The organism is Pseudobdellovibrionaceae bacterium, from assembly GCA_023898385.1.
Classification (GTDB): domain Bacteria; phylum Bdellovibrionota; class Bdellovibrionia; order Bdellovibrionales; family UBA1609.
In genome coordinates, this window is sequence record CP060220.1 from 1,585,011 (window position 1) to 1,598,639 (window position 13,629).

The 13,629-nt window shown below is 45.8% G+C and carries 13 protein-coding genes; 3 read left to right on the forward strand and 10 right to left on the reverse strand.

What is annotated here, in order from left to right; all coding sequences use genetic code 11:
- Positions 1-245 precede the first annotated feature (245 nt).
- Complete coding sequence (locus H6626_07035) at positions 246-1,016, forward strand: hypothetical protein (GenBank protein USN48836.1); 771 nt, start codon at positions 246-248, stop codon at positions 1,014-1,016.
- Between the two features lie 169 nt (positions 1,017-1,185).
- Positions 1,186-2,514: a dicarboxylate/amino acid:cation symporter gene (locus tag H6626_07040; protein USN48837.1), complete on the forward strand. Its 1,329-nt coding sequence runs from the start codon at positions 1,186-1,188 to the stop codon at positions 2,512-2,514.
- Positions 2,515-3,062: 548 nt separating this feature from the next.
- Here H6626_07040 and H6626_07045 read toward each other — a convergent pair.
- The 4 genes from H6626_07045 to H6626_07060 all read right to left on the reverse strand — a co-directional run bounded on the left by H6626_07045 (position 3,063) and on the right by H6626_07060 (position 7,445).
- Positions 3,063-3,698, reverse strand: coding sequence for a transposase (locus H6626_07045; GenBank protein ID USN48838.1), 636 nt, complete (start codon positions 3,696-3,698; stop codon positions 3,063-3,065).
- 383 nt (positions 3,699-4,081) lie between these two features.
- The gene (locus H6626_07050; protein ID USN48839.1) at positions 4,082-5,473 is read right to left on the reverse strand and encodes an insulinase family protein; all 1,392 of its coding nucleotides are present in this window, start codon (positions 5,471-5,473) and stop codon (positions 4,082-4,084) included.
- Positions 5,474-5,486: 13 nt separating this feature from the next.
- A complete protein-coding gene (locus H6626_07055) occupies positions 5,487-6,794 on the reverse strand; it encodes an insulinase family protein (GenBank protein ID USN48840.1) in 1,308 nt (435 codons plus the stop codon).
- Positions 6,795-6,947: 153 nt separating this feature from the next.
- Positions 6,948-7,445, reverse strand: a complete 498-nt coding sequence (locus H6626_07060) for a flagellar basal body-associated FliL family protein (protein ID USN48841.1) — start codon at positions 7,443-7,445, stop codon at positions 6,948-6,950.
- 182 nt (positions 7,446-7,627) lie between these two features.
- On the opposite strand from H6626_07060, the gene H6626_07065 reads away from it, so the two are divergent.
- On the forward strand, positions 7,628-8,686 hold the full coding sequence (locus H6626_07065; protein ID USN48842.1) for a L,D-transpeptidase family protein: 1,059 nt from the start codon (positions 7,628-7,630) through the stop codon (positions 8,684-8,686).
- 14 nt (positions 8,687-8,700) lie between these two features.
- On the opposite strand, the gene H6626_07070 is transcribed toward H6626_07065, so the two are convergent.
- The 6 genes from H6626_07070 to H6626_07095 form a co-directional block, all read right to left on the reverse strand.
- Positions 8,701-8,907, reverse strand: a complete 207-nt coding sequence (locus H6626_07070; GenBank protein USN48843.1) for a hypothetical protein — start codon at positions 8,905-8,907, stop codon at positions 8,701-8,703.
- Positions 8,908-8,925: 18 nt separating this feature from the next.
- On the reverse strand, positions 8,926-9,684 hold the full coding sequence (locus H6626_07075) for a rhomboid family intramembrane serine protease (GenBank protein USN48973.1): 759 nt from the start codon (positions 9,682-9,684) through the stop codon (positions 8,926-8,928).
- Positions 9,685-9,691: 7 nt separating this feature from the next.
- Positions 9,692-10,126, reverse strand: coding sequence for a methylmalonyl-CoA epimerase (gene mce / locus H6626_07080; protein USN48844.1), 435 nt, complete (start codon positions 10,124-10,126; stop codon positions 9,692-9,694).
- A complete protein-coding gene (locus H6626_07085; GenBank protein USN48845.1) occupies positions 10,126-10,698 on the reverse strand; it encodes an HIT domain-containing protein in 573 nt (190 codons plus the stop codon). The genes mce and H6626_07085 overlap by 1 nt, the downstream gene beginning before the upstream one ends.
- 10 nt (positions 10,699-10,708) lie before the next feature.
- Positions 10,709-11,629 (reverse strand): signal peptide peptidase SppA, encoded by a 921-nt coding sequence (sppA, locus tag H6626_07090; protein USN48846.1) that lies wholly within the window; start codon positions 11,627-11,629, stop codon positions 10,709-10,711.
- 152 nt (positions 11,630-11,781) lie between these two features.
- Positions 11,782-13,611 carry a 30S ribosomal protein S1 gene (locus tag H6626_07095; GenBank protein ID USN48974.1) on the reverse strand — a complete coding sequence of 610 codons (1,830 nt, stop codon included), beginning with the start codon at positions 13,609-13,611 and terminating at the stop codon, positions 11,782-11,784.
- Positions 13,612-13,629 lie beyond the last annotated feature (18 nt).

Sequence of the window (13,629 nt, forward strand, 5' to 3'; positions counted from 1 at the left end):
CCTTTGCACCCATCGGCGGAGATCTCGTTTTGGCAGACTAAATAGAAGTCACCAATATCCTAGATATAGATAACGTAGCCAAAAAAACCGTAAATTTTTTCTTTCGCTGTAAACCAGATTTTAAAGGGGTGCCTTCGCCCCGCCTCACCCAGACCTTGGCCTCGATCCAATCCTAAACACTCCACCTTCTGTATTGTTTTACGTAAACTGATACACATAATAATGTCTGAAAGTGGAGCCCCCCTATGACCCTTCGAATTTTAATTTTGTTGTCTGCGCTAATGGCTTTTGGTTCTCTTGCCCATGCCGAGAAATTTCGAAATGCCTATGTTAGTTTCGATTTGCCAGACAACTGGTCTTGCCAGCACGAAGAAGTCACTTGGGTGTGTGTCAGTAACGCCAATCAACCTCGCGGCAAAGAAGCTGTGATCGTACTAACCGCAAAAGAAGCGGGCCCTAGCGATACAATCGCCGCTTACGCTGCTAATCTAAAATCTCCGCGGACTATTCCTGGCCCAAATGGCCCCCTTCGTTCTGAAGTGAAACACTTTGGCGAACAGAAGTTCAATGGGCAACCTTGGCTAGACAGTATGCACCTGCATGGAGAACTTCCTAATCACTACACTAGGTATCTGGCCACCGTTAAAGACCGCCTCGGAATTTTAGTCACTTTCACAGCCCATCGAAAATTCTATACTAAATACAGCCATCAATTTGCCCGAGCGATAAAAAGTTTAGCCGTGGTGGCACCCAAAGACATGCTATCTGGTCAACCCAATCTCGGAGTGCAAGGCCCCACCGGCACCATCTCTGGACCTATCGGAACAGCACTTCCTGCAGATATGTACCAAGACGAGTACCCCGCAGAACCAGGCAGCGGCGGCAGTTCCTTTGGTAGCGGGGCCCAGTACCTTGGGCTTTTGCTCATTTTATTGGCCATTGTTTTGTATTTTGTTTTGGTGAAAAAGAAAAAAAGCAAAAAAAAGAAATCAAAAAAGCCCAGTAAAAAATTGTAATTTATCCCTATCTATGGGGGCGATCACGATCCAGGTCCCCCATAAATCGGGCAAAATAGCCCGTGCTCGCCTTGCGCAGAGTTTCAATTTTTCTCGCCACTTGCGGTTGCCCCTCATCTTATCCTAATAATGACCTCTGTTTTTCTACTTCACCTCAGGGGTCTTATTCATGCCGTGGTATCGAAAGCTACATTGGAGAATCATTTTAGGTCTAGTGTTCGGCCTATTGTTTGGAGTGATCGCCGCTGCTAGTGGCTGGGGCTCATTCACCGCCAATTGGATTGCGCCTCTTGGCACTATATTTATTAATCTTTTAAAACTCATCGCTGTCCCATTGGTGATTGCTTCTTTGGTGACCGGTGTGGCGTCGCTATCTGATATCGGCAAACTCTCTCGTATTGGTGGCAAGACCATCTCCATTTATATACTGACAACGGCGGTGGCCGTGACTATCGGGCTTGTGGTCGTCAATATCTTTGAACCTGGGTACAGTGTGCCGGCAGACCTTCGCGATAGCTTGCAGGCGTCCTATGAGGGTGCGGCCACATCAAAGTTTGCGGCTGCAGAATCTGCAAAACAGCGCGGGCCGCTGCAACCTATTGTGGATATGGTGCCAAGTAACTTTTTTGAATCAGCGGCAGATAATCGCAATATGTTGCAAGTGGTGTTTGTTGCCATACTTCTAGGGATTGGTTTAATTCAGGTCAGTGAAAAGCGGGCTCAACCAGTGGTAGATGTGTTTCATGGCCTCAACGATGTGGTGATTCGAATTGTGGACATTATCATGCTTATGGCGCCAGTGGGGGTATTTGCTCTGATCGCCGACACAATCACTTCAGTAGCTGGCGACGACTTAGGAAATGTTCTCGCGCTGCTGCAGGCGCTTGGCTACTATTGCTTCGTCGTGATTATCGGACTAGCCATTCACACTTTTGGTGTTATCCCTGCCGTGTTGAAATTATTTTCACCGATGAAAGTCTCCACTTTTTTTAAAGGCATTGCCCCGGCCCAAATGCTGGCATTCTCCACGAGCTCAAGTGGAGCCACTCTCCCCTTAACCATGGAGCGCTGTGAAGAAAAATTGGGCGTTTCCGAAGAAGTGTCATCCTTTGTGCTGCCTTTGGGTGCGACGATCAATATGGATGGCACAGCCTTGTATCAAGCTGTAGCCGCGGTGTTCATTGCACAAGCCTTGGGAATAGACTTAACTCTTGGCAATCAGCTCACCATTGTCTTAACGACGGTGCTCGCTTCCATCGGCACAGCCGCAGTGCCTGGCGCCGGTATTGTGATGTTAATTATAATCCTGGAATCCGTCGGTGTCCCCAGTACAGGTATCGCACTCATACTCGGCGTTGACAGAATACTCGATATGCTTCGAACAACCACCAACATCACGGGTGATGCCATGGTTGCAACCATTGTGGCTGCCAGCGAAAATCAACTAGGTACTCCAAGCCTCGATGAAAAAGAAGACGAAGTGCGCCTGCACCGATAACCAAAAGGTATCGGATTACTTTTGGTAGCGCTCCCGCGTTAACACCGAAAGGTATCAGACTCCATGCGGTAGGTGAGGTCAGTCGAACCTAGCGTTACCACCAAAAGGTATCGGATTACTTTTGGTAGCGCATCCGCGTCACCCTTTCTTGGCGCATAGGACACCTACTGAGCCGGCAATTGCGGCACTTTTTTCTCTCCACTTACCCTTTATAGTATCTAAATTTATTGGTCGAAAATCTGCGGCACCATTTGCCTCGCCGCTAACCCTATTTATTCTGGTCCCTTATTGATGGAAATTCCAAAAAATCAACAAATGGCTAATGCGCTCATAATTGAATTTTTCTCAACTAAAGAAACAACGGTCGTCACCAGGGTGCTTCACTCTAGGCGAATTCCTATACCAAATCAGGCAACAAAATCAGGAGTTTTCCGATCGCCTACAGGTATGAAATTGACTGTCCAGCGGTTGAGGACCGTCCATGCCTAAGTCACATTTAAATCGTTTTTCTATTTATTGGTCACTTGATCTCACGCCATCAAAAATCACTAATATCTAACAATCTCCAGAGGGTTACTTTCTCGGGTGCTTCTGATTTTGGATAACTTAAACACTGGACGCGATAAGGCTGTTTTCACAAATTGATAACTCTCTATATCCGGTTTTTCATTCAGCCAATCTAAGGTGCATTCAACATTTTCAAAAAGTATTTCATCATCAACTACAGGAATAACGATTTGTCGCATCCCTAATAACCCAGACAAAGTCGAAAATTCATATTCTTCAACATAACGACAGCACCCTGCCTCCACAGGATTTCGATACACGTATTTGTAAGCATGAGTGAGGTAGTGAAATGAAGTTAAACATGACCTAAAATATCTGCTGCTATAGACCTGATTGATTCGACCAGCATCTTTGGCTATTTGGCGACTTGTTTCTCGTAGAAAGTATTGCATCGCTGGAGCCATGTTGGATCCTGGAAATCTGGCGATCAAATGAAAATGGTTTGCCATCAACACGAAGCTGTATATTTCTATGTCAAACTGCCTACTGATTAGATACAGGAAATCCTGCATTATGGCCCAAGTGTGATCAAGCCGCAAAAACCACTCTCGGTTTATGCATCTCGCAGATAAATGAAAAGGATAATCTGGGTTTTCAATGTGTTTTTTTCTTGCCATAGGGCCCAGTAGTGCAAACTGGAGACCTAACCTCTTTGGCAATAAAAGCCAATCACAGAATAATTAAACGTCCGAGTGGTACCTCAATATTCCGATGCCACGGACATAACAAAACACCACATCCATGCCAATAATCTATTGTCACCAATGATAACTGGCCGTCTAACATTGAGCTTGCAAGGTCTTACCTACCGAAGGGAATCTGATACCTTTCGGTGTTAACGCGGCAGCGCTACCAAAGGTGATCCGATACCTTTTGGTTGGCCTCACCTACCGCAGGGAATCCAGCACCTTTCGGTGTTAACGCGGCAGCGCTACCAAAGGTAACCCGATACCTTTTGGTGACGCGGGAGCGCTACCAAAAGTAATCCGATACCTTTTGGTTATTGCATTACTGAGTCGTATGAAATGGAGCTTGCTTCGCCTAAGGGGTTTAGCTGGTCTGTCACTTTTTCTTTTGGCGCATGCACGACGATTTTCATTTTATCGGGATGAAAATAAGCTTGAATCACTCGATTCACATCACTTCTTGAGATGTTGTCGATGTCTTCTAGAAAATTTGACAAGTACGAATCCGGTACCCCGTAATACCTAAGCTGTAGCAGGTTGCTTGCCGTGAGTTCTGCTGTTTCAAGGGCCCTTGGAAATTGGCCTTTGATTAATGCTTTGGCATTTTCCACTTCTTCTTTGGTGACGCCATCTTTTTTAAATTTATCGATGACTGCCAAGCTCTCTTTCACCGTGTCCCCCACCTTATCAACACGAGTGAATGTGGACACAATAAATGGCCCCTGGTCCCTTCTTGCATCAAACTCTGATGAAACTCCGTAGGTCAGTCCCCGCTTAATCCTTATCTCATCCATGAGTCGGCTAGCAAAACCTCCGCCGAGGATGGTGTTGGCCACTTTTAGAGCCAAATAATCAGGATGTTTTCTTGGAATACCAATGTGCGCCAATCGAATCTGGGCCTGCCCCAGATCTCCTTTGTCCACTATTTGAATTTGGATTTTGTCGATCTGCGGGATGCTCGACAACACGGGACCCGACACAGGAGCTTGATCCCAGCCATCAAAATACCCCTCTAGTCGCATCATGATGTCATCATCAAAATCACCAACCACCGCAAGATCCACATTGTTCGGCCGAATGAATTTTTGATAATGGTTAACAATGTCCTGGCGCTTAATGGCGACTACACCATCTTTTGTTCCTGATGAAGAATAGCTGTAAGGGTGGGTCTCATAGAGGTATTTCTCTATGGCCAAGCTCGCCACAGAAGAGGGGTCATCTAAAATCGATGCAAAGGCTGAAAGAGTTTGTTTTTTATATCGATCCACTTCTGTTTGCGTAAACACTGGACGAACGATCACTTCAGAAAAGTTTTTGAGAAGTTCAGACTGATGGGATGACAGCGTGGAGGCTTGAAACAGCGTAAAATCACTTGTTACTGATGCCGAAAATTCACTTCCAATTTGACCAAAGGACTCGGCCACTTCTGTGGCTGACATGCTCTTCGTCCCTTTACTCATTAATCCCGCCACCATACTGGTCAAACCTTTTTTATCTTTAGGGTCAGACACGCTACCGGTCCTCACGAGCATCATCATTGTAAAGTACGGCAATCCACTATCTTTAATGAGTAGAACCCTCATTCCATTTTTGGTGGTCAAATCTTTGTACGAACGAAGCTTAAAATCCTTGTGAGATTTTGAACCCGAGGCACATCCTTGAAGCAAAACAGAAAATGCAAAAATAATACTAACAACTACTTTCATCGCCCGGTTCCCCTTATTTTTTTGGTAATACTTGAATCACTGATTGTTTCTTTGGAACCAAATACTTATTTGCTACTCGCATAATATCTTGCTTAGACACGGCATTGTACCGGTCAATGTCCTTAAACATCTCTGAATAGTCGCTAAACAAAATTTCGTTTAAAGCCATCAACCGAGCCTTGCCCGCCACTGTTTTCATAGAGTCCACATATCCCTTAATGACCATGGTCTTTGCTTTCTCTAGCTCTTTATCTGACACCGGGGTGGTTCTGAGTTTCGACAGCTGGTTCTGATAGTGCCGGAGCGCCGTGGTGGAGCTTTTGCCTGGCTTTAGCGACAAAATGGATGCACACACACCCTCCTCGGCCATACTGTAAGCAAAGGAACTGGTCGAAGAAGCCAATTGTTTTTCATAGACTAAATCTTTATAAAGTCGGCTCGACGAACCTTCTCCGAGAATACTTGACATTAAGTCAAGGGCAAAAACGTCATCCTCGCCAGACTTCGGACACAAATAGCTCACGGCCACAGTGGCATTTTGAACATCTTTGCGAATTGTGGTTTTTCTTGGGGCACCCTGCTCTGGTTCTTTAACGAACTTGGGGGCTGGTATGGACTGCGCGGGGATCTTTGAATAGTATTCTGTGATTAATTTTTTGGCCTCTTTTGTGTCTACCGCACCTGCAACCACAACTACAGAATTATTAGGAGCATAATAAATACGATAAAAGTCTTTCATATCTTGCATGGATGCCGCATTGAGGTCTTTCATTGAACCCACCACGGGCCAACGATAAGGATGAACTTTATAAACCGTAGAAAATAATGATTCCCAGATCGTGCCCATGACATTATTTTCTGTTCGAAAACGTCGCTCTTCTTTAACAACTTCTCGCTCGCTATTGATTTCAGACTGTACAAAATTCAGGTTAACTAAACGATCCGACTCGATATCTACTACCAGGGGGAGCTTGCCAGAGGGGAGATTGGTGTAATACCCCGTATAGTCTCGATTGGTGAATGCGTTGTTTGACCCCCCATTGCCTTGAATTAGTTTTTCGTAGTCTTTTCCGGGATGCTTGTCGGTACCCTTGAACATAAGGTGCTCAAAAAAATGGGCTAAGCCCGTGCGACCTGGTTGTTCATGCCTTGATCCCACCCGAAACCACTGGTGATAACTAAAAATGGGCGACGAATGATCTTCGTGAATCAAAACAGTCAGGCCATTGTTCAATTTAAATTTTTCTACAGGAAATCGAATTTGATCTGCCACTGAAACCGTATGGCTAGACTCTATATCAGCCCAAGTTGGTAATCCCAAGAAAACACCAACCCCAAGTACGAATAGGCACGTAAAAGCTCGTTTCACCCTCTCCCCCGTTCCTTAAAAAAACAACACAAGTCAAACCGTTGCATTAAGCCACTGAATAGAGCCAACACATTAATGTTTTAATATTGTACTTTTTTTTATTTGTTATTGTATCACAAAGTCAGAAAAATAGACGTTCTTCACCACACCCCGGTCTAACATACTGTTGACCTGTGTGATGATTTGATTTTTCAAACGCAATTTACCCTGAACTGACTCAAGGTCTGTTAGCTTTTTACCATTAAGAATTCGAACCACTGAATCCTGTGATTCTGAAGCTTTGCCCATAGCCTCTTCAAACCCTTCGGCGTCGAGCATTTCAAGGTTCACTTCAACCCGCACAATTCTACGCGGCAAGCCGTCAAGGTTGGTTGTGAACGAGCCTAAGTTATACATCACCGGTGTTCCTTGCAGACTCTCCCTGAACGAGGCCAATTCTCGGTTCAAATCGCCTTCTGACACTTCAGGTGTTTTGTAACCCAGCGTTGATGAGTAAACCATAAATCCACCCGCACCCATTACGGCCAGATTAAGGGCTAAAAAGGCAAAACTCAGGATTTTAGCCATGTTTCGTGGTTTTGCTTGTTTTTCTTCTTCAGCCATAGGTCACCTCTAGAGTATTTATCGGACCTACGCCCTAGGACTTAAGCACATCTAAAGGTTTTTTTTACTTTTCTTTGGTCTGTTTTGTTCAACTTATGGCCAGTTTAAGTGAATTGTCTCAAACCGACACGTGACGGGCCTACTTCTTGACTTCTACCATCCCCTCTCATTTAAATGGTCCTATGGGTTTATTATTTGGCCAATTATTGATTTATGCACTATTAGCTGCGCAAGGGATGGGGCTTTCGCAAGCCTTGGCCGAAGACCCGCCATCTCAAGCGGCCGAGGCACCCCTCTCAATAGAGTCAGACCCTGAAGCTGTGATACCACCCAAGGGACTGGTCCCTACAAGTTTATTGCGGCTTGGCAACAAACAATATGCCTCCCGCTTTGCTTTACTTGCAGACAAAAGCCAACGCACACTGTCTGTGTGGGAACAGCAAGAGGACAAGCTTCATTTTGTATCAGCCTACCCCATGGATTTTGGAAGATCTGAAGGCGACAAACTCGTCTCTGGCGACAAAAAAACCCCTGAGGGAATCTACTTCTTTGAAGAGATGCTTGAGGGTGAGTCCCTTAATTTTGATGAGTACGGCAAGCGGGCTTTCACCATGAACTACCCGAACTTTTTTGACTTACTTCAGGGCAAATCAGGGTCTGGAATATGGTTGCACGCGATTCCTGAGTCAAAGTCATTAAACCGAGGCTCAAGAGGCTGTTTGGTCGTAAGGAACGCCGTCATCGATACTGTTGGCAAGTACATTGATCTTTCGAATACTCCCATAGTTGTCCAGCACAATGTCACTTATGTGTTCCCTGAAGAAAGAATTCAAAAGCAACAAACCCTGCAAAGTTGGCTCGACCGATGGCGCCTCAGTTGGCAAAGCCAAGACCTAGATAGCTATATGACTTTCTATAGTGAGAAGTTTCGGGGCAATAATATGTCAAAGGCTCAATGGCGCCGCTACAAAAAATCTCTCAACGAAAAATACAGTTCTATAGAGGTCAAAGTCGAACATCCCATAATATTGGCCAATGACTCTGAAGTTTTCTTTCGGTTTTTGCAGAAATACAAATCTGATCGGCTCAATGACACCGGAGAAAAACAACTTTTCGTGACAGGCCCTAACCAACAGAGTCTCGAAATTCTTGGCGAGATCTGGTCACCTGTGAAAATCAAAAATGATGAAGTTGTAGCCCATCAGCAATCTGCAACTAGCAGCACGGCTGAAAATCTGTAAAAAAAATATCAAATTTAGTTCATGGATTCGGGCTCTCGGTATGATCCCATAAATGGAGAGTCTGTGAACTCAATGGCCATTTTCTCAACACGGTCAGAAAGATCCGTAAGACTCTCTTTGTGTTTTTTGTAATCGCCATCGGTGATATGACCCTGTCGGACATTGAAGGCAATGAGTCTCTTATCAAATTTTAGTTTATCCAAATGTTTGCGTAGGCTCATAGGTCTCCTCACCTCGTTTTAATTCCAGTACCTCGGAGGACGATCGCCTTGATCATCGCCCAAGCGATCATTGTCTACCACCAATCGAAGCTTCCGTCCATACTTGCGCTTGGGCTTTTTGCGACCCGCACTGCCACCGCCCCGCCTTTGCGCCAAATACAGTAAATACAAAAAACCCGTGGCCAGGCCGCCCAAGTGACAAAGGGTGGCTACTGGCCCCGTGGGCCCCGATGACAACAGGGTCACAAGCTCTATGCCCCCCAATATCATAACCAAATGCTTGGCCTTCATGGGGAACATCATCATAAAATACATGACTCGATCCCCGAAGATCATCCCGTAGGCCAACAATAACCCGTAAACCGCTCCAGAGGCCCCAACTACAGGAACCCCAAGCACATAGGCCTGATTGGTTAACCAGAAGTAGAGAATGGCTCCCACGGTATAAATCACTGCAGCACCCACTCCACAGACGAGGTAGTAGGTCAGAAAAAAGCGAGAACCCCATCGAAGCTCGAGCTCAGCCCCCAGCCACCAAAGTAGCAGCATATTAAACAAGATATGAAAAATCTCTGATCCCGAATGCAAAAACATGTAAGTAAATGGCTGCCATAAATAAAAGCGAAACACTGTCGAGTCTGGAATAAGGCCAAAATACTCAAACACCACCCTAGAATGTAAAACCAGCTCCTGCAGACCAATTACAAGCAACAGCCAAATACCCACGTTTAATATCAGCAGTTTTTTGACCATTGGAGTGACCGGCGCCGGTTGCATTGCATAATTACGCAAGACCTTCTCCCTTCGGAGGCTGGCTCAACTCGACCAAGACACCGCCTGCCGCTGACGGGTGAACAAATGCCACTTGGCAACCATGGGCCCCTGGGCGCGGAATATCATTTATCAAACGAATATTTGATGCCACTAACTTTGAAATGGCCTCATTGATATCAGCCACTCGCAAACAAAAGTGATGAACCCCTGGGCCTCGCTTAGCCAAAAATTTTGCCACGGGACTGTCTTCTGACATTGGCTCTAAAAGCTCAATGCGGGCCTGATTGGCCAGCTCAAACATGCCCACTCGAACTTTTTCGGTGACCACTTCCTCCACGTGCATTTCTTTAAAACCTAAAGCTTCATAAAACTTTTTGCCTTCAGCCAATGAGGCTACAGCAATTCCCACGTGATCAAAGGCGTATTGTATCGGCAGATCAAACATTACAAATGGACCTCTCTAAAAGAGTCTTTCAAACGTTCATAAGTTTGTTCCAATGTTTCTGGCAGCACTTTGGTTTCTGCAATCACTGGAAAAAAATTAGTATCTCCGTGCCAACGGGGAATCACATGCCAATGAAGATGCTCGGGGATTCCAGCTCCGGCCACAGAACCATGATTCAATCCCACATTGAACCCTGGACATTCAAAAATGTTCTCTACCGTTTTCACAGTAAACAGCAATAACCGACTCAAATGGTCGTATTCCTCAGCCGACAGATCCGCCAGCCGACCGCAATGTCGATGGGGCAACACCAACAGATGCCCTGAGTTGTAGGGAAACTTATTAAGAATCACCATGGCCTGATCGTCGAGGTACAGACACAAACTCTCAAAGGAGACTCCTGCCTCGCGGGCATTGCAAAAAACGCAACCGTCTGGCTTCAACAGCTTTCGAACGTACTTGAATCGATCAGGTCGAGTCATATAGTCTCGCTCCTGCGGCCAAATGTCTTTGGTGGACACATTGGGCGACCCGCTAATTTCACCAGTGGTCTTTGTTTTTTTAGAACCCATATGTTTTACTCTAATTCCCTAAGCTTCCTGGGAGCAAGTACAGAGGTTTACCCACCAAATTTAAACTGAGCCATCCCTCCACGCGATTGGCCAAACTTCCTTGAAACTGGCCTTCAACCATTGTTTCAAAAAAACTCGCGTGCTTCTCTGGTGGTTCAAATATCTCAGGATCGTCACCCAACCCTGATAGCTCACCAGCCACCCGTACGCCATCCAAATAGGTGCCCACTTTATCAGCAAAACCCAACTTGACTGCCGCCTCTCCCGTAAACACCCGGCCATCGGCATATTTATCGACCAAATCCGCAGGAAGGTTTCGCCCTGAAGCCACGGCTTGCTTGAACTGCACCTGCACTTCGTCAATTAAATCTTGGAAGAGCTCTTTTTCATCTTCACGCATGGGCCGATAGCTCGCACCAGAATCTTTATAGGCTCCGGTTTTAACCACATACCGTCCCACCTTCGCCCATTCATAGAGTTTTTCAAGATTAGCAAACTGCATGATCACACCAATAGAACCCAACATAGTTCCTGGGTTAGTTACGATGCGATCGGCGGCGACGGCGGCATAGTAGGCTCCGCTTGCGGCCACCGCTGAACATACAGCCACCACGGGCTTTTGAAATTCATCGCGCGTTCTTTTGATCTCGGCATAGATTTCTTGGCTTGGCCCCACAACTCCACCTGGTGAGTTGATGTGAATCACAATGCCCTTTACGTTTTCGTCTTTTCGAAAATATCGCAAGTCTTCTAAAAACCGACTGGGCTCACCAATGATCCCCTCAAGCTTTAAAGACAATATTGATGGCTCAGGAACTTTGATTTTATGTTCAAACTGAAGCTTTCCGATGATGGACCCCATGGCCAACAAAAAAGCCCCAAATGAGATAATCGCAAATATCATAACGGTATTGAGCAAAAATTTTTTCATGATCGACACTCTCCATCTTCGTCACCACGTCAACCGCTGATTATAACTATGATTTTACTCCCGTGTCTAAGTACGGTTGATTTTCGCAACCCCGTGGCAAAAAAAAAGGGAGTCCTTAAGACTCCCTTTTCCAACTTAAATTCGATTGGAGATTAGTCCTCTGTGGATTTTGCCTCAGCTGGTTGTGCCGCAGCATCCTTTAGAGCATCGCCGAAAAGCTCACCCAAGCTTGTTTTAGAAGTGCTTGTGGCCTTTTTCACATAATCATCCACATCCGCCTTTTGCTCACGCAATGTCACAAGTTTCGCGCTGAGGCCAATCTTGCGGGCATCTTTGTCGATGGTCATGATTTCGGCTTTAATGGTGTCACCCACTTTAACCACTTCTTCTGGCTTTTCTACGCGCTTCGTAGAGAGCTCGCTAATATGGATAAGACCTTCTATGTCTTGATCCAACTCAACAAACACACCAAAGTCAGCTGTCTTTGTAACCTTCACTTCATGCTGAGAGCCAATGGGGAAACGATCTTCAATGTTTGCCCACGGGTCATCTTCTAGCTGCTTCAAGCCCAAGCTGAACCGCTCATTTTCGATATCCACGCCCAATACAACGGCTCTCACTTTGTCGCCTTTATTGAACATTTCTGAAGGATGGTTCACGCGCTTAGTCCAAGAGAAGTCAGAAATATGGATCAATCCATCAATACCCTCTTCGATACCGATAAACACACCAAAGTCAGTGATCGATTTCACTTCACCTTCAATGATGGTTCCTGGAGGATAAGTGCCTTTCAGTTCAACCCATGGGTTTGGCTGAAGCTGCTTCATACCAAGGCTAATACGTCGGTTTTCAGCATCCACTTCTAGCACGATGACATTCACTTCGTCGCCCACATTGACCACTTGAGACGGGTGCTTCACTCGCTTCGTCCAGCTCATTTCACTCACGTGAATTAAACCTTCGATTCCATCTTCAAGCTCAACGAAGGCACCGTAATCAGCCAACGTCACTATCTTGCCGCTCATTTTGCGGCCCACAGGGTATTTCTCGATCACGATATTCCATGGATCATCTGAAAGCTGCTTCAAGCCAAGACTGACGCGTTCTTTGTTTTCATCAAACTTAAGAACCTTCACTTCAACTTCGTCACCCACGTTGAGAACTTCTGACGGATGCTTCACTCGGCCCCAGCTCATATCAGTGATATGCAGAAGACCGTCCATACCGCCAAGATCAACGAATGCACCGTAGTCGGTGATATTCTTCACAAGACCGCGAACGATAGAGCCTTCTTTCATTGTGTCGAGTGTTTGACTTCGAAGAGCTTCGCGCTCCTCTTCAAGAAGGGCTCTACGAGAAAGAACGATATTTCCTCGTCGCTTGTTGAACTTAATCACTTTGAACTTCAATGTTTTACCAATAAAGTTGTCCATGTTCCGCACGGGACGGAGGTCAATTTGGCTTCCCGGCAAAAATGCCTTCACTCCAATATCAACACTCAAGCCACCTTTAACTTTTGCAATCACTGTTCCTTCAATGACTTCCTCGTTCTCAGCAGCTCTTGAGATGTCGTCCCAAGCGCGTAGCATATCGGCTTTGTCTTTTGACAACACGACCATGCCGTTTTCATTTTCAATTCTATCAATATATACCTGAACTTCTTGCCCAGCTCTGATGTCGCGCTGGCCTTCTACCAGTCTAAATTCACCGATCGGGATCAGACCTTCACTTTTATAGTTGATGTCTACAAGCACAAAGTCTTCTTGCACATCAACCACTCGGCCGGAGACCACATCACCGACGTTAAAATCACGTTCGCCAACAGATTGAGCAAATAGTCTAGCGAAATCTTCACCGGCTGCGGTGTCATTCACCTGGCCTGGATTATCTGGAACTTCCTTATCGGCCTCGTCTAAAATCGCGAGAACCTGCTCACGCGCGATCTGCGCTTTTGATTTTTGCGAACGGTTACTGTCTACCATGTTCAATCAATACCTCCT

Bases quoted from the DNA above. Each gene is read 5' to 3' on its own strand.
- H6626_07060 (USN48841.1), bottom strand. From the start codon at position 7,445: ATGGCTGAAGAAGAAAAACAAGCAAAACCACGAAACATGGCTAAAATC.
- H6626_07045 (USN48838.1), bottom strand. From the start codon at position 3,698: ATGGCAAGAAAAAAACACATTGAAAACCCAGATTATCCTTTTCATTTA.
- H6626_07035 (USN48836.1), top strand. From the start codon at position 246: ATGACCCTTCGAATTTTAATTTTGTTGTCTGCGCTAATGGCTTTTGGT.
- H6626_07070 (USN48843.1), bottom strand. From the start codon at position 8,907: ATGAGCCTACGCAAACATTTGGATAAACTAAAATTTGATAAGAGACTC.
- H6626_07040 (USN48837.1), top strand. From the start codon at position 1,186: ATGCCGTGGTATCGAAAGCTACATTGGAGAATCATTTTAGGTCTAGTG.
- sppA (USN48846.1), bottom strand. From the start codon at position 11,629: ATGAAAAAATTTTTGCTCAATACCGTTATGATATTTGCGATTATCTCA.
- H6626_07075 (USN48973.1), bottom strand. From the start codon at position 9,684: ATGCAACCGGCGCCGGTCACTCCAATGGTCAAAAAACTGCTGATATTA.
- mce (USN48844.1), bottom strand. From the start codon at position 10,126: ATGTTTGATCTGCCGATACAATACGCCTTTGATCACGTGGGAATTGCT.
- H6626_07065 (USN48842.1), top strand. From the start codon at position 7,628: ATGGGTTTATTATTTGGCCAATTATTGATTTATGCACTATTAGCTGCG.
- H6626_07050 (USN48839.1), bottom strand. From the start codon at position 5,473: ATGAAAGTAGTTGTTAGTATTATTTTTGCATTTTCTGTTTTGCTTCAA.
- H6626_07085 (USN48845.1), bottom strand. From the start codon at position 10,698: ATGGGTTCTAAAAAAACAAAGACCACTGGTGAAATTAGCGGGTCGCCC.
- H6626_07095 (USN48974.1), bottom strand. From the start codon at position 13,611: ATGGTAGACAGTAACCGTTCGCAAAAATCAAAAGCGCAGATCGCGCGT.